We start from the raw sequence: 21,183 nt of genomic DNA, 5'->3' as shown, positions 1-21,183 counted from the left end.
TGATGCGGAAGATCTGTTCTCTCGCGGGGCTGATCCTCACCGTGCTCGCGTGCTGGGCAAGCGGCGCCTCGGGCGGCGCCGTGGAGGAGGCCCGCGCCCTCCTGGCCCAGAAGAAGCACGACCAGGTGGACGCCGTGCTCGAGAAGCTCCTCGCGCAGGAGAAGCCGCCCGAGGACGCGCTGCGCGTGTCGCTCGACGCCGCGCTCGCCGGCGGGCGGGTGGTGACGGCGCACAAGCGCATCGCGGCGCTCCTCCAGCTCACGCAGACGCCCGACCTGCTGTACCTCGGCGGCGAGATCGCCGACCGCGCCGGCGACACCAACCTCGCTGCCGCCCGCTTCCTCACCTTCGTGCGCCAGTCGAACGACAGGAACGACAAGGTGGCGGCCGCCCTCCGCTACCTCCTCCAGCGCAACTCGTACCCCGAGGAGTTCAAGAAGTACGTCGCCCTGTTCGGCGCCGACGGCACGGCCTGGGCGCTGGGCAACCTGCTGCTCGACCGCCTGCTCCAGGCCGGCGAGGGCGAGCGCGCCGTCGAGATCGCCAGCCTGCTCATCGAGCGCTTCCCCGCCCCCGAGCAGGTCGGCCACGTGCATCGCCGCCTCAAGGCCTCCACCGACCGCATGGAACTCGGCGGGGGCGACAAGGAGCGCTTCGTCCAGCTCCTGCCCGCCATGCTCAAGGGCAAGCCCGACGAGTGGAGCGACCTCGACCAGGTGCTCGGCAACGCCGCCCGCGCGATGACGCCCGAGGAGCAGGTCGCCGCCGCCTTCGCCGTGCAGGCCTTGGCCAAGGAGCCGCTCTGGTGGGGCGTCTTCCATCGCTTCAGCAACATCCGCTCGTTCGCCGACGAGAACGCGCGCCTGGCCGAGGGCCGCAAGTTCCTGGCCCTCGAGCCGCTCTACCGCGACAGCAAGGACCCCAGCCACTACGAGCAGTTCCTCTCGATCCTGGGGGATTCGCCGCAGGCCTTCGCCCTCCAGGGCAAGGCCCTCGTCACGCCCGACCAGATGGCCCAGCGGTTCGACGCCCTGCGCGCCAAGTTCGGCGCCAACACGGCGCCCCTGCGCCCGCACGTGCGGCGCATCGCCGGGAACTACCTGGGCGGCATGGCCAACCCCGCGGCCGTGGCCTTCGTGAAGAAGCACATCGCCCTCGCCGACACCCAGCTCTTCGGCGAGCTGCTCTCGGCCGTCAAGAACGAGGGCTTCGAGGCCCTCCTGGCCGCCGCGGCCCAGGGCAAGGGCTACAACGAAGTCCTCGAGCTCCGCTGCCAGGCCCTCCCCGCCTACAACGAGGCCAAGAACGGCGGCGCCGTGCTCGCCATCGCCAAGGAGTATCTGAACGCCTTCCCCGGCAACTTCGACTGGGGGCGCCTCTACCACCACGTCATGCTCAGCCCGCACATCCAGATGGACGCCAAGCTCGCCCTCCTCCAGGACGTGCTGGCCAAGGGCGGCGCCAGCCGGCCCCTCAACGATCTGTTCAACAACCTGATCAAGATCACCGACCAGGACAAGAAGCGCCCCTGGGCCGACCACCCGACCTTCCAGGCGATGAAGCGCGACCTCGACGGCAAGAAGGCCGGCAGCGACCCGCTCCTGGCCGCCCACGTGACGCTGCACAACCTGCCCCTGGACGGCCAGAACGTGCCGCAGGCGGCCTGGGACGCCTACAACAGCTTCCTCAAGGCCTACGGCGGCCGCATCGCCGGCGGCTGGGAGACCACGGCCAACGTTCAGGACGTGCTGATCCAGGGCATCGTGGACCGCCTCCGCGGCGCCTCCTGGAACAACCGCCAGCACCTGTGCCAGTGGGCCGAGCTCACCGCGCCCCGCCTCAACCTCGGCTCGGGCTGGGAGGCCCTGGCCCGCCGCGTGGGCGAGCACCAGAGCCGCTCGACCCTCCACAAGATCGCCCCCTTCTACGTCGCACTCACCGCCGGCGCCGACAAGGGCGACCCCGCCGTCTGGGCGCAGCTGCGCAACGCGCTCAACCCCCGCACCGACCCCAAGCCGCTCTTCGCCTCGTGCTACGACCGCCTCGGCGGCGAGAACGCGCTCACCTATCTCGCCGCCCAGGACGCCCTCGACCCGCAGCTCGTGGCCGACGAAATGGCCAAGGTGGTGGCCATGCCCGGGTTCCAGTTCACCAGCCGCGCGCTTGCCAGCGGCCTCATCAGCACGCTCTACCAGCGCGCCGGCCCCACGTGCAAGCCCGCTCCCGCCCTCCTCAAGGCCCTGTGGGACTTCTACCGCGCCGAAGAGGATCGCACGAAGAGCTACAACGTCGTCACCGAGTCCTACGCCTACGGCCTCTACACCAAGCTCGAGATGGCCAAGGAGGCCGAGGCCTGGCTCAACGCCTACTTCGGCGCCCTCGCCAGCCGGCCGCTGCCCCAGCAGATCGAGGCCGTCGCCTCCATCGCCCAGTCGCTGCCCGTCGAAGCCGAGAAGAAGCTCGCCGCCAACCAGCGCCTCCACACGCTGCTCACGCGCCTGCGCCCCCTCTACGAGCGCGTGCCGCGGCCCGACTGGCCCCTGTGCACCGTGTACGACCAGGTGCTCGACGACGTGAACGGCGTGGCCGCCGGCTGGCCCGACGGCCCCGAGAAGGCCCAGGCCATCGGGTTCCTGCGGCTCCAGACCGACATGGTGCTGGCCAACGTGCGGCACGCGGGGCGCGGCAGCTCGCTCTTCGCCCCCGTGCAGCGCTGCCTCGCCGAGTCGATCGGCAAGGGCGACTGGCCCACCGTGAGCCAGCTCACCCGTCTCTACGCCGGCATCCTGCGGTGGGAGAACGACTGGTCGAAGTGCTACAACGACCACATCGTGCCGGCCGTCGAGAAGCTCCAGGCCCAGGGCGCCCACGAGCTGGCCTACGTGTTCCTCAACGAGGTCGAGCATCGCAACCGCCCGGGCGAGGAGTTCGGCAAGCAGCTCGCCATCCTCAAGGCCAAGGTGGCCCGCGAGATCACCGGCCTGCTGCCCGTGGGCCCCAACCACCCGACCTACGACCTGCACATGGCCGCCCAGGCGCGCTCGTTCGGCAACGAGGCCCGGGCCTGGGAACTGGCCGCGCCCAAACTCAAGCTCCTGCCCGAGCACTGGACCAGCCTCGACCCCGCCTTCGTCGCCTGGACCCTCGACCAGATGCGCAAGCAGAAGCTCCTCAAGGAGGCCCTCGAGCTCTCCTTCACCGTGCTCCTGCGCGAGTTCGACCTCGACCCCGAGGTGGCCGCCGCCGTCTCGCTCACGAAGGGCGACATCTACTCCGACATGCAGAACTACCAGGCCGCCCGCATCGAGTACGAGGGCCTCAAGAACAACAAGCGCTACGCCCGCACCGACGCCGGCAACAAGGCCCGCTACCGCCTCATCAACCTGCTCATCCTCACCAAAGACTACACCACGGCCGAGAGCCAGCTCGAGCGGCTCGTGGAATCCGACAACCTCGAGACCCAGGCCGAAGCCTACTACCTCTACGCGCGCATCGCCTACGAGCAGAACGACTACGAGCGCGCCAAGGAACTGCTCAAGGACGTCTTCAAGCGCCGCCACGACCACGTCGAGGCCCGCCTGCTCGAGGGCGAGCTGAAGCTGCTCGTGCCCCGCGGCCTCGCCTCCACCGAAGTGCTCATCGGCAACCCCAAGCTGCGCACCATCGCGGTGCCCGGCCGCGTGCTCACGCTGAAGCTCCAGGACGCCAACCTCTCGATCGCCCGCGGCGGAGCCGCCGTGCCGGTCATCGTCACCACCGCCCCCGGCGGCGACGAGGAGCACGTGAAGCTGCTGCCCAGCTCGGGCGAGAAGAACCTCTTCGTCGGCACCATCGCCACCGCCCTCGGCAAGGTCGAGAAAGGCAACCTCCAGCTCGAGATCCGCGGCAACGACACCATCTCGTACGTCATCGAGCCCGAGTTCCAGAAGGCCAACGACCTCAACTACCCGGCCAAGGCGCTCGAGGTGCGCTACGACGCGCGCCTGGTCGCCAGCGCCGGCGAAATCCTCAGCGAAGAAGAGGCCGAAAAGCGCGCCCTCGAACTCCGCCTCCAGCGCGAACGCGGCGTGGTCGAAAGCCGCCGCTTCGAGGGGCGGTCCGGCTCCGTCGTCCGACCAGGCAGCCCCATCTACGTCCAGGTCACCGACCTCGATTGCGACCTCACCGACGAGAAAGACACGGTGCCGGTGGACCTCAAGACCAGCTCGGGCGACCTGCTGAAGGGCTACAAGCTCGAGGAGACCGGGCCCCACACCGGCACCTTCCGCGCCGCCGTGCCCACAGGCATCCCGCTGCCCAAGGCCGCCGCCTCCGACACCCAGGAGGGCAAGGACCCCAGCGTCACCATCAACACCACGAAGCAGGACGCCTGGTCGAGCCTCGCCGACGGCCAGAAGCCCAAGTGGCTGGGCGTGGACACGATGAGCTCGCACCTCGTGAAAACCGTGTCGCTCGAGATGCCCGAGCCCAAGAAGGTCAAGCAGCTCGCCCTCCTGGGCGCGCTGGCCGACGACGAACTGCTGCTCGCCGCCTGGCCCAAGGGCTACCGCGGCGAGGGCAACGGCCTCAAGGGCGAGTACTTCAGCGGCACCAGCCTCAACCCCGCCCAGCTCCGCCTCACCCGCGTGGACCCCGTGATTGACTTCGACTTCTCCAAGCGGCCGCCCGACCGCGCCCTGGGCCGCGAGAACCTCTCCGTCCGCTGGACCGGCCAGATCCAGCCCCGCTTCTCCGAGACCTACACCTTCACCGTCCGAAACGACGACGGCGTGCGCCTCTTCCTCGGCGGCCAGAAGCTCATCGAGGACTGGACCACCCACGCCGTGAAAGAGAACAAGGCGACCATTGACCTCAAGGCCGACCAGAAGTACGACATCGCCATCGAGTACTTCCAGGGCCAGAACGACGCGGCCATGACCCTCCTGTGGTCCAGCCCCAGCCAGAAGCAGGAAGTGGTGCCCGCCGCCCGGCTCTTCCCCGGCACCGAGGCCGCCGAAGGCGCGAAGCCCAAGGCTGACATCACCCCCACCGACACGGGCTTCTCCGTCACCCTGCCCGAGCCGATCCGCCTGCGCCGCCTCACCTGGGTCTTCGACGACTTCGACGGCGAGGCGGTCACCGTCAAGAAGATCACCATCAGGAACGCCGACGACAAGGACGTGGTGCCCGGCCAAGAGGACTTCACCACCGGCACCACCAACACGACCCTCGAGATCGCGCCCGGCGACAAGATCGAAGTCACCTACACCGACGAGCGGCGCGCCACCAAGGACACCCCCACCCTCACCGCCGCCCTCAACTCGTCCTACTACAACGGCACGCTCCTGCTGGCCAACGAGGTCATCGAGCAGCGCGGCGAAGAACGCTGGACCGACTACCAGCCCGCCAAGCGCTGCCGCGTCGGCGACCAGCTCATGATCGTGCTCACCGACTACGACGAGGACCTCACCGACAAGCGCGACACCGTGAAGGTCGAAGTCAAGACCACTGCCGGCGAGAAGCTCACCCTCGACGCCCTGGAGACCTGGGTGAATGACACCAGCGGCGAACGCCACAACCACAGCGGCGTGTTCCTCGCCCTCCTGCGCATCGGCGACAAGACCGAGAAAGACACCCTCAAGGTCGCCCCGGGCGACGTCATCACCGCCAGCTACCTCGACAAGGAGAACACCAAGCCCGGCGTGCCCGTCGAGCGCATCTACACCGTCGAGGAGGCCGGCCGCAGCAAGCCCACGCTCACGGTCTACGGCACCACCCTCCAGACCGTCGAGGACAAGAGCGAGGAGGCCAAGGCCCAGCTCCGCCGCATGGTGATGAAGGGCAAGAGCGCCAAGGACCTGGTGATCACCCGCGACGAGATCATCGCGCGGCACCCCGACTATGAGGACCCGAACACCCCGCCCAAGCCCGAAACGCCCAAGGAAGCGCCCAAGGAGGCGCCCAAGGAAGCTCCCAAGGAGGCCCCGAAGGAAGCGCCCAAGGCCCCCGCCGGCGCGAAGGGCGAGGCGGGCACGCCGGGGCCTGCCGAAGGCGCCGCGCCCGCACCGCCCAAGGGGACCCCCGCGCCGGCCCCCGCCGCCGAGCCGAAGGTCGTGGCCGAAGTCACGGCCAGCGTGCAGGCCCCGCTGCTGATCGAGCTCACCTACCCCAAGGTGGCCCTCAACGCCGGCAGCGTCTTCGAGATCACCGCCGTGGCCGAGTCCGAGCTGCGGGCCGCCGCCAAGGCCAACCGCAAGCCGGTCGAGCTCAAGGTGCCGCTCTACCTCAAGGACGTCGCCACCGTGGCCCGCGACAAAGGCTATCGCCACCTCCAGGTGCTGCGCCCCAAGCCCGCGAAAACCGAACGACGGCCCCCGCCGGGGGTGTCCCTCGAGCGCTTCCTGGCCGACGAGCGGCTCGCCGAGGGCCGCTTCAGCGGCATCGTGCGCCTCCAGATCGGCAGCCCGGGCGACCCGATTGACGACCTCGTCGTCGGCGGCACCAAGGAGTTCTCGCAACCCGCCGAAGGCGAGGTGAACCAGTACTACTACCGCATCCCCACGCTCATCGTGGCCGGGTCCGACGTCGTCCAGCTCCGCGTCGAGGACGTCGAGACCAAAGAGGTCACCGTCACCAAGGTGCGCCTGCTCTCGAACGGCCGCCTCGACCTGCTCGACATGGCCTACACGGTGCAGAAGGAAGCCATCCATCTCGGCGAGAGCTTCTACGTTCGCGTCACCGACCCCGACCACGACCGAAGCGACGCGCAGGACAAGGTGACCGTGCAGGTGGCCGCCGCCTCGGGCGACCGGCTCACCCTCGAACTCTCGGAGACGCTGCCCCATTCGGGCATCTTCACGGGCAGCCTCAAGCCCGAGTTCCTCGGCGAAGGCGCCAGGCCGGCGCCCGGCGCCGCCCCGCCGGCCGAGCAGAAGGAGGCGGACCCCAAAGAGGCCGGCAAAAAGGACGAGCCGAAGAAGGCCGCCGCGCCGGCCGCCCCCGCCCCGAACCTCAACGACCAGGTGCTCAGCGTGGCCTTCGGCGACGAGGTGACGTTCACCTACGTGGACGACACCTCGATGCTCTCCGACCAGCCGGTGGAGGTGGTGGCCAGGGGCAAGGTGCACTATGGCGCGGACTGCGAGCTGGCCACCTTCACCAAACGCTTCAAGGACCCCGAGATGGCCGTGAAGACGCGGTTCCTCATGGCCGAGGCCCTCTTCGAGATGGCCAAGGAGCACCGCAAACTCGGCCAGGAGCAGACCGCCAACGACGAGATCGCCCGCGGCAAGCAGATTCTCGAAGAGGCCCTGCGCGACTACCCCAGCACCTCGCTCGCCGCCCAGGGCGAGTTCCTGCTCGCCAACCTCGCCCAGGAACTCGACAGGAACCAGGAAGCCATCGGGCGCTACTCCAACATCATCAGCAACTGGCCCGACAGCGAATACGCCAGCCGCTCCCAGTTCAAGAAGGCCATCTGCCTCGAGAAAATGGGCAACTACGAGCAGGCCTGCGAAGAGTACGTCAAGGTCACCTACATCTACCCCGACAGCCCGCTCGTGGCCGACGCCACCGTGCGCCTCGGCAACTACTACTACAAGCAGAAAGCCTACAAGGTCGCGGGCAAGGTCTTCTTCAAGTTCCAGCAGCGCAACCCCACCCACCCCCTCGCCTGCAAGGCCCTCTTCCTCTCCGCCCAGTGCTACATGAAACTCGAAGACTTCAAGGAATCGGTCGCCCTCCTCACACGGCTCATTGACGAGTACTCCGACGACAAGGAAGTGCGCGCCGAGGCGATGTACTGGCTCGGCGACTCGTACTTCAAGGACCACAATTACCTCAAGGCCTACCAGACGTTCAAGAAGCTCACGTGGGACTACCCCGAGAGCAAGTGGGCCAAGATCGCGCGCGGCCGCCTCACCGAGGACGCGCTCGCGCGGTTCGAGGAGGAAGGCACGTGAGGCGGCCCCAACTGCGGAATGCGGAGTGCGGCATGCGGACTGGCAGAAGCGCTGCGCCCCTCTGCCGGAGCCGCGAACCGCACGCCGCAGGCCGCAAGCTCGGAATCGCACTTGCCGCCCTCGTGGCCAGCCTGGGCATGGCCAGCCTGCGGGCCGCCGACTGGACCTGGGAGCTGACGAACGAGCGCTACCGCCAGCTCAACGTCTTCGAGCGCGCCCAGTACGACAAGGCCGCCCGCCTGCTCAAGGAAGGCAACCCCCAGGCCGCCGCCAGCGAGTTCGAGAAATTCAAGATCCAGTTCCCCGACTCCGCGGCCCTCGCCTACGTGCTCTTCATGCGCGGCTACTGCCTCCAGCAGGCCAAGACGCGCAACCAGGCCATCAAGACCTACAACGAGGTGCTCGACTACTTCGCCGACGACGTGGCCGACGCCGCGCCCGCCAAGTACTTCATCGGCCTCGCACACCTCGAGAACGGCGACACGCGCCAGGGCCTCGCCACGATGAAGGAAATGCTCGCCAACGAGGCCTACGCCAAGCACCCCCTCGCCGCCGGCGCCCTCTCGCGGCTCGCCGAGAACCATTGGAAGAACAAGGAAACCGAGCAGGCCGTCAAGCTCTGGAAGCAGGCCGTGGCCGACTTCGCCAAGACCAGCCACACCGAGGCTAGCCAGGCCCGCGACAACCTGATCGTGCACTACATCAAGAGCAAGGACTACGCCGGCTACGACGCCTGGCTGCTCACCGCCGAGAACCGCGACGACCCGAAGCACCGCGTGTGGATGGCCCAGCAGGTGATTGACAAGGCCCACCACCACATCTTCCCCAGCAACAGCGGCCACTACACCGCGTTCGAGCGCGAGGAACGCGCCGCCGCCATGAAGGCGTGCTTCGAGTACTACAAGGCCCAGAAGCCCTGGTACGACAAGGCCCAGCAGACCTGGGAGTACCTCACCCGCGCCATCTCGTTCCTCTCGCAACACTACGGCGACAAGACCGAACGCGACAAGGCCGTGGACGAAATGGTCGCCCTCATCCGGCAGATCAAGGACAAGGCCGACGCGCACGGCAAGTACGCCTGGCTGGTGGACCGCCTGCGCGAGGCCAACGACCTCCCCCGCGCCCGCTACGTCATCGGCCTCATCGCCGACCCGCCCTACGCCGGCTACAAGGAAGCCGAACTGCTCGTCCACGAGAACAAGGACGCTCAGGCCGTGGCCCAGCTCGAACAGGTCGAGAAGATGGGCAACGCCTACTGGACCGGCCAGGCCCAGGAACGGCGGGCCTGGATCTACAAGGACCGGCTCCAGAACTACGAGGCCGCCATCAAGATCTACCGCGAGATCAACAAGCCCCCGGGCACCCTATGGGCGATCCAGGAGTGCTTCATCCGCTGGGGCAAGCTCGACGACGCCATCAACACCCTCTCGGAGATCGAAAACTCCTTCCCCGACGAGGCCTCCAAGGCCGCCTGGCACAAGGCCCACTACTACCACCAGGCGAACCAGAGCAAGAAAGCCATCGCTCAGGCACGCAAAATCCTCAAGGTCTACAAGACCTCTCAGGAGGCATCCAAGGCCCACCAGATGCTCGAAGGCTACGGCGTGGCCACGGGCGGCGGAGTGTTCGAAGAGGAGTAACGGCACTTGCGACTGCCGATTCCCGATTGCCCCTTTCAGACCAGACTGGAGCCCCTCATGCGTCATCGGCGCCCGATGATCCGTGTCGGCAGGTGGTTTCTCATGGCACTGCTCGCGGCCGGCTGGGGCCAGGGCGGCGAGCCGCCGGCCAAGGGCGATGCCGCCGAGGATGCGAAGACCGAGTACCGGGCCGCCGACATGCTCAAGCGCGGCCTCGAACTCCTCGAGCTCAAACAAGAGGAGCGCGCCCTCAAGCTCCTCTCCTCGGTGCCCCGCATGTTCCCCGCCGCCAAGGCGCGCTTCAAAGCCTTCCTCGCCCTCGGCCAGCACCACATGGAGAAGCGCAACTACGAGCTCGCCATCCGCCAGTTCCGCCAGCTCGCCGACTCCGAAGACCCCGACCAGCAGGCCGAAGCCCTCTACCTCGAGGGCATCTGCTACTACAACCTCAACGAGTTCGACAAAGCCTTCATGTCCCTCCGAAAGGTCACCAACGAGTTCCCCTGGAGCATCTACGCCAACGAAGCCTTCTACTACATCGGCCAGTGCCACTTCAAGCTGGGCCGCTGGTCCAAGGCCGTGGACGCCCTCGAGAAGGTCGGCACCAGCGTACCCACCAACACCGAGGGCGAAACGCTCGCCGAGGCCGGCCAGCGCCTGTTCGTGAAGATCTTCGACCGCGACCTCGTGGTCCTCATGACCCTGGGCGGCAAGCCCAAGGCCACCCTCACCACCCAGGCCGGCGACAAGGAGGAAATCGCCCTCGACCCACTGGGCCACAGCGGCGAGTTCTACATCGGCTCCCTGCCCACCGAGCCGGGCGAGCCGAAGCCCGGCGACGGCATCCTCCAGATCGCGGGCGGCACCGTCGTGACCGCCGAGACGATTGACGCCAACACCGAGAGCGGCCAGCGCAACCTCAAGCGCGCCGCCACCATCCGCATGGTCTCCACCGCCTCGGTCGGCTTCACCGATGGCGCCTACCGCGAATACACCAAAGGCATCTTCGGCGACGGCGAAGCCTTCATCCGCGTGAAGGACCTCGACCGCGACACCAGCGCCAACAAGGACCAGATCGTGGTGAAGGTCACCACGCAGTACAAGGAGGAGAAGGAAGCCGAGGCCGAGCCGGGGATGCTCGACTTCGGCCGCCGCGAACAAACCGTCGTGCGCGACGCGGTCCAGGTCAAGCTCACCGAGACCGAACCCCACTCGGGCATCTTCGTCGGCAGCGTCGTCCCGCGTGTCGCGGTGGACAAGAACGAGATCCACCAGGGCGACCCCGTCCTCTCGGCCATGAAGGGCGACGAACTGGTCGTCGAATACCTCGACGAGGCCCACATCGGCGGCACCGAGCCGCGCGAGGTCAAGGCCACCGCCAAGCTCCTCATCGGCCAAATCCAGGACGTCAAGATCGAGCACCGCGAGGTGGACACCCTGGAGCTCAAGGCCCGCAAGGACCTCATCGAAGCGAAGATCTACCTGAAGCTCGCCAGCATCTTCAAGGACGTGGGCCTCCAGAAGCAGGCCAGCGAGCGCGCCGCCGAGGGCCTCGACCGCGTGGAAGAGGTCATCCGCACCAGCACCCGCGCCAGCCTCGACCGCTCGCTCGTCGAGGAGGCCTTCAGCGTGAAGTGGGACCTCCTGCTGGTGCAGGACAAGCTCAGCCAGGCCATCGGCGTCTGCCGCACGCTCACCCAGCTCTTCCCCGACTCGACCCTCGTGGACCGCGCCCTCCTGAAGATCGGCCAGGCCAAGATGGAGAGCGACAACCCGGGCGAGGCTATCGGCATCTTCCACGCCGTCATCGGCCTCCCCAAGAGCGACCTCAAGGCCGAGGCCCAGTTCCAGATCGGCAAGGTGCACGAGCTCCTGGCCAACGCCCACGCCAAGCAGAGCGGCAAGGACCCCGACCTGTCGCAGGCCATGCTGGCCTACAAGAAGTGCGCCGAAACCTATCCCGAATCGCCCTTCGCCGGCGACTCCCTCGAGCAGATCGCCAACTACTACATCCTCACCCGCGACTACAAGCGCGCCGTGGAGCTCATGGAACGCGTGTTCCAGGACTACCCCGACGCGAGCTTCCTGGACCGCATGCTGCTCAAGTGGGTCATCGCGGCCTACCGCCTGGGCAACCTCCAGGCGGCCAAGGCCAAGGCCGAGCAACTGCTGGCCGAATACCCCAACTCGCCGCTCGCCCCCAAGGCCCGGCAGTTCCAGGAGATCATCGAGAAGAAGCTCGGCGGCGGCGGCGACGCCCCCGAGCCCAAGGCCGAGGAGAAGAAGGAGGAATGAGGTAGCCCATGCTCGAGTACCTGCTGGACGGGGGGCCGCTGATGCTCCCCCTGCTGGCCTGCTCGATCGCGGCCCTGGCCGTGATCGTGGACCGTGTGCGCGCCTTCCGCGCCGCCGAGGCCGACACCGTGCACCTGCGCGCGCGGGTCACCGACTGCCTGGACGGCGGCCGCGTGGACGACGCGGTGGCCCTCTGCCAGAAGAGCCGCGGCCCGGTGGCGGCGGTGCTGCTGGCGGGCCTCGACCGCTACCGCAAGCTCCTGGCCCGCGGCCGCGCCGTCATCGAGATCGAGACCAACGTCAAGGAGACGATGGAAGACTACGCGCCGCATGCCATGGAGCCGCTGGAGGCCCGCCTGAACCTCCTCTCCATGGTCGGCAGCGTGGCGCCTCTGCTCGGCATGACGGGCACCGTCACCGGCATGATCAACTCGTTCAACACCATGGCCGAGATGGGCGGCCTCGACGCCGGCGGCGTGGCCGCGGGCATCGCCGAGGCCCTCATCACCACCGGCGCCGGCCTGCTCATCGCCGTGCCCGCCATCGTCGCCTACAACGTCTTCGCCAGGAAGATCGATAAGTACGTCCTCGAGATCGAGCAGACGATGAAGGAACTGATTGACTTCATCTCGCTGGGCCGCCCGCAGGCCTGAAGAGCGTCCGCCCGCCGCCTGCTGGCGCCCGCCCCCGGGGGTCTGCGATGCCCTTGCCCAAGCCCAAGCCGCTCTTCGAGCCCGAGCTGTCGAGCTTCTCCGACATCGCGCTGCTCCTCATCATCTTCTTCATCCTCACCACCACGTTCATCGTGCCCGCCGGCAACAAGATCGAGCCGCCCGCCGCCTCGGCCGACCCGGCCCACGCCGAGGAGAAGCAGCTCACCATCGCCCTGACCGGCCAGGAGATCCTCTACGGCCCGCGGGCCGAGCGCCTGACGATCGAGGAACTGCGCGCGGCCCTGCTCGAGCAGAACTTCCGGGCCAAGCCCCCGTCCAAGCGCATCGTCATCGTGAACCCCACGCCTGACGTGCCCTATGAACTGTACTTCGACGTGGTCATGGCCATCCACAGGGCCGATGGCATCCTGGCCCTGATCGAAGAAGACGAGAAGCCCAAGAAATGAGCGTCCGACGCAAGAAGCGATTGCCCGCCAAGGTGCCGACCACCTCGATGGCCGACATCGCCTTCCTGCTCATCATCTTCTTCATGGTCACGTCCAACTTCGTCAAAGAGAGCCACATCGAACTCACCCAGCCGCGCTCGCCCGACATTGAGGCGATGAAAGAGGCGCACATCTCGGTCACGCTCGACAAGAACGGCGACCTGTGGCTCCAGGGCAAGCCGTGCCCCGTCGCCGTGCTCGAAGAGGGCGTCAAGGCGCTCCTGCTCGAGCAGAGCGACAAGACCGTGATGCTGAAGATTGACAAGGACACGCGCCAAGAGAGCTACGGCCCCGTCTTCCTCGCCCTCAGCCGCGCGGGCGCCGAGCTGGCTCTGATCGGCGAGAAGCAAAAGGAATAGCCCCATGCCCGAAAGCACCGCTCCGCAAGCCGTGGACCCCGACGAGCTGCTCGCCGACGTGAAGCGCCAGTCGTTCCTGCGCACCGTGGCGGCCTCCACCGTCGTCCACGTCATCGTCATCCTGCTCACGTCCATCGGCTACATCGGCCTCATGCGCCAATACAAGTCCTGGCACCCGCGCATCGAGATGAAACGCCTGGCCAAGGAACAGCGCGAGCGCGAAGACGAACAACGCCGCAAAGAAGCCCACGACAAGTTCCTCGCCGACCAGGCCAAGAAGAAGGCGGGAGAGAAAGGCGGTGACGAGAAGGGCACGCCCGCGCCCACGTCGGCCACGAAAGCCGAGGGCGATAAGCCCAAAGTGCTCAAGGATATCGAGGCCAAGTCGAGCGAACGGCCCAAAGAGTCCTCCATGAAGCTCAACGAGCTGGATGCGCCGTGAGTCTCCCGCGCGAACGAATCCTCGAGCGTGTGGTCAGGCGGCTGGTTGACGACGCCTTCTGGCTGTGCGCGCAGATTCACCGCAACGCGGCCCGGCAACTGGCGTGGCTGGGCCGCGCGGGGGCGTGGGCGCTCGCGCCCTTCCCCTGGTCGTGCCGCCTGGGCGCGATGGCCATCGCGCTCTCGGTGCTCAGCTTCTGGCTCGGCTACCAGGGCGAAGCATGGCTCGTCCGCGCGGCCGACTTCGGGGCCAAGGAACTGCGCATCCTCGCCGAGCGCGGCCTCGCGCAGCCGTTTGCCCACCTGGCCCTGCTGGCGCGCGCGGCCGCGCTGCTGCTGGCGCTCGCGGCCCTCGCGGCCTTCGTGCGCCACAGGCTGGTGCCCTGGCTGCTCAAGGCGGGCGGCGCGTTCTTCGCCGCACTGTGGGCCTGGCTGCTCTTCTTCCTCGTGCGGGCGCCCAGCGCGCTCTTCCTCGCCGACGCCAAGACCTACGACAAGTCCATCCGCAACGACCTCTGGGTCGCCGGCGTGTGGGCCTGGGTGCCCGGAGCGGCCCTGGCCGCGCTCTTCCTCGTCGTGCTCAGCCGGCGTCCGATCGCGCAATTCTACCGAGCGCGGGAGGTGTCCAGGGACCGCTTCGGCGACCGCCTGCTTCACACCCTGAAGTCCCCCCGCGACCCCCGATGGCGCTCGTCGTCCTACTGGGCCGTGTTCATCCACCTGTTCGTCCTCTTCCTCCTGCCCCTTCTCCTGCGCGACTGGGGCATGCAGAAGGCCTACGGCGTGCCCAAGGGCAGCGGAAATCCCGTCGTGCAACTGGTCAAGGTCAAACGCATCGAGAAGAAGGAAAAGCCGAAAAAGAAAAAGTTCGTCCTCAACATGGACAGCCCGATCCTCTTCTACCGCCCCGACATAGACGAGAGCGAGATCATCAAGAAGGTCGAGGAGGAGACCCGCGACACCTACGTGGCCACGGCGCTCACCGACGGCAAGCTGGGCAAGGGCGGCGGCCGGTCCGGCGGCTGGCCCAGCGGCATGGAAAACGCCAAAGTGCGCTTCATCCGCCTCGAATACCACGGCGGCGACTGGGACCAGGACATGGGCGTGAACGCCGACTACAACCTCCTGCTTCAGTTCCATAAGATGACGGGTTTCAAGATTGCCGACGCCACCGAGCACATCACCATTCCCCAGCTCCGGCGGTTCCCCAAGCATCGCGGGCCGCCCTTCGTCTTCCTCACGGGCAGCGGCGGCATCTCGGCATCGAAGAAGGACGTGGACACGTTGCGCTGGTACTGCCTGGAGGAGGGCGGGCTGATCTTCGCCGACAACGGCGGCGGCAGCTTCAACCACTACTTCCGCGCCCTCATGCGCCGTTGCTTCCCCGAGCTGGAGTGGGTGGACATCGCCAATGACGACATCCTCTACCAGCAGCCGTTCGTCTTCCCCAACGGCGCGCCGCCGCTGTGGCACCACTCGGGCATGCGGGCCCTCGGCCTCAAGCACGGCGGACGCTGGATCGTCTTCTACCACCAGGGCGATGTCAACGACGCCTGGAAGACCGGCCACTCGGGCGCCACCGAGGCCCAGGCCATGCAGGCCTACCGCCTGGGCGTGAACATCATCAACTACGCCTTCAACCAGTACATGCGCATCCACTACGGCGACTAGCCGCTACCGCACCTCGATCTCGCTCGTGTGGAAGTTGCGATAATAGCTGCCCCACGGCACATAGCGCAGCTTGCTCACGCCCTTCAGGTTCAGCGCGTAGGTGTTCACCGGCCCCGTGAGGAAGACGCCGAACGTCGCCGTGTTCCACCGCTTCAGCCCCTCGTCCCACACCTGCACCAGCCCCTCGGTCGGCCACGAGTCGGGGAACGCGGAGTTCTCGTAGATCGTGAGCGCCCTCACATCGGTCGGCTGCTTGAACTCGATTTCGGCCCAGACCTGACGGCCGGCCGTGGCGTCCCAGAACAGCTCGTCGAGGTGGAGCCACGGCGTCGCCACGTCGTCGGTCTGGCCGTTGGTCAGCTCCTCGGCCTTCACCTGGAGCTTGCCCTCGGACATCCAGCTCTTTGTGCCGCCGAGCGTAAGCGTGGCCTTGCCGGTTCGGAGCAGATTCTCGCCCTGGGGCACGTCGTTCGACACGGTGGACGGTCGCACGGCCTGCACCGCGGCCTTCCCCTGTAGGCGGGGCGTCTCTGCCCCGCGCTCTTCGCGGGACACAGAGGTCGCGCCCACAGCCACAGCAGCCATCGGGTCGTCGTCGAGCATCGCGGGCGTCAGGTCCAGCATCCAGGCCGGCTCGCCATCGCCGTCGAACGCCCGAAGCCTGCCATCCCAGCCCGCCGCATAGACCCGTTCCCCCGAGGCGGCGAGGGCTGAAACGCATCCGAGATCGGCGTGCCAGATCGCGTGGCCCGCCGCGTCGAGCTGCGTCAGGCGGCCCGCGTCGTCGGCAATGTAGAGCCGCTGGCCGTCGGCTGCGAACGCCACGCCCACGGGCTGGTTCTTCCAGAAGAAGTTGTAGACGAGCGAGCCGTCGGGCCGCCGCATCTCCACCAGCCGCTCGTTGAACACCAGCGCGAAGTTGCCCGTCGCGTCCGCCACCGCCACGTCGAGTGGCGCGATCTTCGAATCCCACGACGCCACCAGCTTGGCTGTTGTGGGCGGCGTGTCCCCACGCCGCGTAGCGCGGGACGGGGACGTCCCGCCCACAACGCCGCCATCAATGGCGAAGAAGCGGAAGGTTTCACGCCCCCAACTGCCCATCTGCACCTGGAGCAGCAGCCTCGTGCCGTCGGGGCTGGTGTGGAGCGTTGGGAAGAGGAGCGTCTTGAAGATCGGCACGTCGAACCGCCACAGCTCCTTGCCGTCGTCCAGGCTCACGGCCGCGAGCCAGGCCGAGCACGGATTGTCGGGCGTCACCCAGCCCTGATTGCTGAACTCGCCAAACAGGATGAGCGCATGACCGCCGCTCTTGACCTCCCGCGGGTCTGGAGACCCGCGGGAGGTTGAGGCAGGAATGAAGGCGTGGAACTGGGGAATGCGCTCCTTGGTCTCATGCACCGGCCAATCGAGCTTGGGGAACTCCTTCCAGTAGTCGAGGCTCCAGGCCTCCTTCCACTCCGCGCGGCGGTTCCAGAAGGGGCCGCTGCGGTGGCGTCTCCAGCACACGACGCCGTACTTGCCGGGCGCGAGCACCGTATCGCCGTCGGGCGAGACGGCGAAGCGGTGGTTCATCCGCCCCTCATCGCCGAAGGCGGCGAACGTCGTCGCCTTCCCTCCCTCGATGAGCTGGAGGCCCTGGCCGAAGCGGGCCGCCATGCGTGCGGATGCGGCGAACCACGAGCCGTCGGGCGCGAGGCACGTTGCGCCCACCGTCGGCGCCTGGCCCACCCGCACGGCCCGCTCGACCCTGGCCCGTCCGCCCCGGTCCTCCACGAGCGCCACGTTCTTCAGATAGCCCTTCGCCGTCACGAGCAGATGCCGGCCATCTGCCGCCACCTTCACGGCATCGAGCCGCGCGCCGACGAACTGGCTGAGGCGCTGCGGGGCCTCAGGTGCCGGCATCGGTTGCTGGTTCGACGCAACTTCGCTCGCCGCGAGCGAGGAGAGATCGGCCAGTCGTGGCCCGGCGCCCAGCGGCAAGGCCACTGAGCTGCCGCCGAGAAGCTCCGTCGCCTCCAGGCTCCAGCCGTCGCCGGTGGGCACGTGCAGGTCGTGGCGGAAGTCGCCGCTCGCGCCCGTGGCGCGGCAGATTTCCAGGGCGCAGGCGGTCTGGCTCCTCAGGCGGAGGCGCAGCGGGACGCGCGCCCCGACTTGTGTCCCACGCCGGTCCACGGCACGCAGCATGCAGTGCCGCAGCGCCGCCGTCGCGCCTGGGTCGCTCAGCACGGTGCCGGCCATGCTCAGCGGCTCGGGCGCGAGGGCATAGAGGCGGCCGGGGAAGGTGCGCAGGTCCACCGTCAGCCTCCGCTTGCCGCCCTCGCGCTGCGGCTTGACAAGGGTGTGCTCGAAGACGTCGTAGACCACGCCGCCCGTGTCGGGGAAGGTGATGGTTGCGGTCTTGGGCAGGACGCTGAAGCGCCAGGTTGCGCCCAGCGACCAGACGGTGCCGGCGTCCCAGGGATAGGGTGTGCCCTCGTCGGTCGTGACCATGAGGTAGCGGACGGCGCCGCCGTCGAACTGGTTGACGGCGACCCAGGGGTTGTCGCTGTCCACGGGGAAGCGGCGGAATTGGCCGACCGCGGCCCTCAGCTCCGCCGCCAGCTTCTCCTGCACGGGCGCGAAGAGGGGATAGATGGTATCGGCGGCGTAGCCCTCGTGCCAGAGCGACTTCAGCTCGTGGGTCTTGAGGGCGAGTGTCGTTGCGCCGGGATAGTCGGCGCTGTCGGCATCGGTGAACACCTTGCCCCCGGCCTCGATGAACTTGCCAATCTGCTCCTGCACCTTCGGCGGTAGGGGCTTTGTCTGTCCCACAAGGAACAGCATTGGCACCCGCGGCATTCCCGCTTTCCGGTTCCTCTCCTCAATCATTTTGCCCGTAATCATTTTGCCTGAGTCTTCAAGCAGCCAGCCGGCTGCGACGTCCTCCTCGAACGTGACAAACATGGGGACGCCGGCCATGAGGCCGGCGGTGTGGAGGGCGAAGACGCGCTCCCAGTGGGGCGTGCCCATCGAGTTGCGGCGCTCGGTCACGTCCTGCGTGTAGGAGTAGAGCACGGCGGCTTCGTTCGCCGGCTGGCACTCCGCGAAGACCGGGCCGTACACCTTGGCGATGAAGTTGCCCACGCGGTAGGCGCTGGCGCCGCGGGCGTCGCGGAAGGGCCGCGTGTGCTGCACGCCCGCGCCCTGCACGCCCCGCGCCAGCACCTGCATCAGGTCCTGGAGGTAGCAGTCGCCGCCCTCGCCGCTGTAGGAGTTGTCGAACACGCCCATCAGCGGCTTGCCCGGCCGCCGCACCGCGTCCACCGAGTGCGCGGGATACCAGGGATAGTGGTAGCCCTCGGAGAGGTAGTGGCTGTAGCTCTCGTCCATGTCCTCGTAGATGACCGGCGGATAGCTGCCCTCGACGGCGGGGAACTGCCACATGGGCGTGGCCGTGACTTTGGCCTTGGGATTGGCCTCGCGCACGCCCTTGTTGAACGCCCCGTACATCGTGCGGAGAGCGTGCATGTACACGTCGGCCATCGGGCGGCCCTTGAACTCGCCTTCGTGCTTCGCCTTCAGCCAGTCCTTGTCCTCTTGCTTCCAGTCGGTGACCCATTGGCCGAAGAACATTTCGTCGTTGTAGTTGAAGCCACAGAAGGATGGATACTTGCCGAGCCACCGGGCGGTGCGCTGGAGGAGGGGCACGAGCTCCTGAAGCCATTCGTCGCGGAAGCGCACGCCCGAGCAGTGGCCGAGGAGCTGGGTGTCGTAGCGGATGCCCCAGCGGGTAGCCTGGTCGAGGTAGTACTCGGCCTCCCAGTTCGCGTTTGCGGGCGGGAAGGCATAGTGCTCGGGCGGGGCGTAGCCGGGGGCTCTCAGCTCCACGGGCGAGTAGTCGCGGCGCCAGGCGGCGGGGCCGGTCTGGGTGTTGAGCTTCCCCACGAGGCGATCGGTCTCGCGGCTGAAGCCCAAGCGAGCGACGGCCTCAGTGTAGTCGCGGATGAAGGCCATCCGCTCGGCGTTGTCGGCCAGGTTGTTCTGGCGCATCGTCACCGCCTCGTTGTCGAACTCATGGTACAGGATGCGCTGCATAGGCGAATCGGGTTGAGCCTGGGCGATGACGAAACGCAGGGGGTACACCACGCAAGACTTGTCGGACCCGATGGTTGGCCTGAGGTCGTATTCGCCGGGGGGCAGGCTCTGGGTGACCGCGGCGGGAATCTCGAACGCCGCCCCCTTGGCCTCGCCCGAAGCAAGGGCAGCCCCATCTTTCTCGAGCGCCAGTCGCACGACCTGGTCGGCGGGGAAATCGCCCCGGCGAACCACCTGAATGGCGATGGCCTCGCCCTGCTGGAAGCAGCGGCGCCCAGTGGAGGCAATGACGGCGATGCTGCGCTCGGCGCCCTGGGGCAGGAAGGCCAAGGGGCGCTGCACATAGAGGTCGTTGGCCCGGTCGGCGAGGACGATCGGCCCAGGGCCGAACTTCACGGCGACCTCGTAGAAGCCGCTTAGCGTCTCAGGCGTCGCTGCCTCCAGCCTGACCTCCCGCAGGTTTGGAACCTGCGGGAGGTTGATGGGCAGTGGGCGCCAGCGCAGGTCGCTCCCGTCGCTGGGGCGGATCATCACTTGCCAGGTTCCCGGCTGGGCCGGTTCGGGCCGGCCTTCGGCCCTGACCTTGAATGTCAGCAACTCCCCCGCCTTCGCCGCGGCGTTGGGAAAGTCCGCCGAAATGCGGACGAAACGCGGCCCGAACGTCTCGCTCTTCTCCAGGTCGGGCGACCAGCGAATGAAGGTGACGGTCGGGTCGTTCACCGAGGCGTAGAGCCGGCCGCTCGCGTCGGCCTCGAGGTCCTGAAGGCCCTGAAGCGGCAGGACGCGCAACGGCTTGAGGTCAGGGTCGTAGAGTTGAACGCCGCGCCCATCCTTCGCGCCCACGGCGATGCGCCCGTCGGGGAAGACGGCGATGCCGCCGCGTCCCGGCGCCGTGCCCGCGGGCTTGCCGTCGTAGCCGAAGACCAGCAGGTCGCCCGTCCGCCGAGCCGTTACGTAGACGCGCTGGCGGGCGGGGTCCACCTCGATGTCGTCGTACCACGTCCGCCTCGCGTCGTCGGCGTCCTTCGCCTTGCCATCGAAGCGGGCGATGTCGCCGACGTACTTGCCGTCGAAGTCGAAGATGGCCACGCGCGACCACACGGGGTCGGGCTCGCCGCGCTGGCCCATCGAGGTGTCGAGGGCGAAGAGGAGCTTACGCTCGGGGTCCACCGCGCCGCCGGTGGGGCTGGTCCAGCCGGTCATGTCGTGCCGCAGATGCTTCTCGTCGCCGCCGCGGCCGACGAGTGTGCGCTCGGGCGAGCCGTCGGGGCGGAACATGGCGATGTGCCCGCTGGCGTGGGAGTTGAAGGCCACGAACCAGCCGTTGGGCAGCGGCACGAGCTCGCGGCCCGCGCCGGTGGGGATGCCCCACTTGTCCACGAGCCGGCCGCCGGCGTCGAACACGTGATAGCTGCCGGCCCCGAAGAACAAGCGGGAGCCGTCCGGGGCGACCTCGAAGAGGCTCAGGTTGCGCGGCACGTCGTCGAGAATCACCAGCTTCTCGTCGGCGCGCGGCGACGCAGCGGCGCACAGAAACGCGGCCCATGCCGCAACGGCGAGCGGCCTGTTCATCCTTCCGCCCTCCAGGGGGATCGCGGCCTTGC

9 protein-coding genes are annotated in these 21,183 nt (G+C 67.9%); 8 read left to right on the top strand and 1 reads right to left on the bottom strand.

Annotated features, from left to right (window positions below):
• Window positions 1-2 precede the first annotated feature (2 nt).
• The 8 genes from PLE19_07675 to PLE19_07640 all read left to right on the top strand — a co-directional run bounded on the left by PLE19_07675 (window position 3) and on the right by PLE19_07640 (window position 15,505).
• Window positions 3-7,940, top strand: a complete 7,938-nt coding sequence (locus tag PLE19_07675; GenBank protein HPD14812.1) for a PA14 domain-containing protein — start codon at window positions 3-5, stop codon at window positions 7,938-7,940.
• Window positions 7,941-7,972: 32 nt separating this feature from the next.
• Window positions 7,973-9,580: a tetratricopeptide repeat protein gene (locus tag PLE19_07670; GenBank protein ID HPD14811.1), complete on the top strand. Its 1,608-nt coding sequence runs from the start codon at window positions 7,973-7,975 to the stop codon at window positions 9,578-9,580.
• 102 nt (window positions 9,581-9,682) lie between these two features.
• Window positions 9,683-11,875: a tetratricopeptide repeat protein gene (locus tag PLE19_07665; protein ID HPD14810.1), complete on the top strand. Its 2,193-nt coding sequence runs from the start codon at window positions 9,683-9,685 to the stop codon at window positions 11,873-11,875.
• 8 nt (window positions 11,876-11,883) lie between these two features.
• Entirely contained in the window at window positions 11,884-12,528 is a 645-nt protein-coding gene (locus tag PLE19_07660; GenBank protein ID HPD14809.1) for a MotA/TolQ/ExbB proton channel family protein, read from the top strand.
• A 47-nt stretch (window positions 12,529-12,575) separates the two neighbouring features.
• Complete coding sequence (locus tag PLE19_07655) at window positions 12,576-12,995, top strand: biopolymer transporter ExbD (protein HPD14808.1); 420 nt, start codon at window positions 12,576-12,578, stop codon at window positions 12,993-12,995.
• The gene (locus PLE19_07650) at window positions 12,992-13,393 is read left to right on the top strand and encodes a biopolymer transporter ExbD (GenBank protein HPD14807.1); all 402 of its coding nucleotides are present in this window, start codon (window positions 12,992-12,994) and stop codon (window positions 13,391-13,393) included. Before PLE19_07655 ends, PLE19_07650 begins: the two co-directional genes overlap by 4 nt.
• 4 nt (window positions 13,394-13,397) lie before the next feature.
• Window positions 13,398-13,835 (top strand): hypothetical protein, encoded by a 438-nt coding sequence (locus PLE19_07645; GenBank protein ID HPD14806.1) that lies wholly within the window; start codon window positions 13,398-13,400, stop codon window positions 13,833-13,835.
• A complete protein-coding gene (locus PLE19_07640; protein ID HPD14805.1) occupies window positions 13,832-15,505 on the top strand; it encodes a DUF4159 domain-containing protein in 1,674 nt (557 codons plus the stop codon). Before PLE19_07645 ends, PLE19_07640 begins: the two co-directional genes overlap by 4 nt.
• A 3-nt stretch (window positions 15,506-15,508) precedes the next feature.
• Here the strand turns inward: PLE19_07640 and PLE19_07635 are convergent, their stop codons facing one another.
• Window positions 15,509-21,151 (bottom strand): hypothetical protein, encoded by a 5,643-nt coding sequence (locus PLE19_07635; GenBank protein HPD14804.1) that lies wholly within the window; start codon window positions 21,149-21,151, stop codon window positions 15,509-15,511.
• Between the last annotated feature and the right edge of the window lie 32 nt (window positions 21,152-21,183).

The organism is Planctomycetota bacterium (assembly GCA_035384565.1).
GTDB lineage: Bacteria > Planctomycetota > PUPC01 > DSUN01 > DSUN01 > DAOOIT01.
Note: the sequence above shows the minus strand (reverse complement) of the source record. Positions and strands in the feature narration are given on the sequence as shown.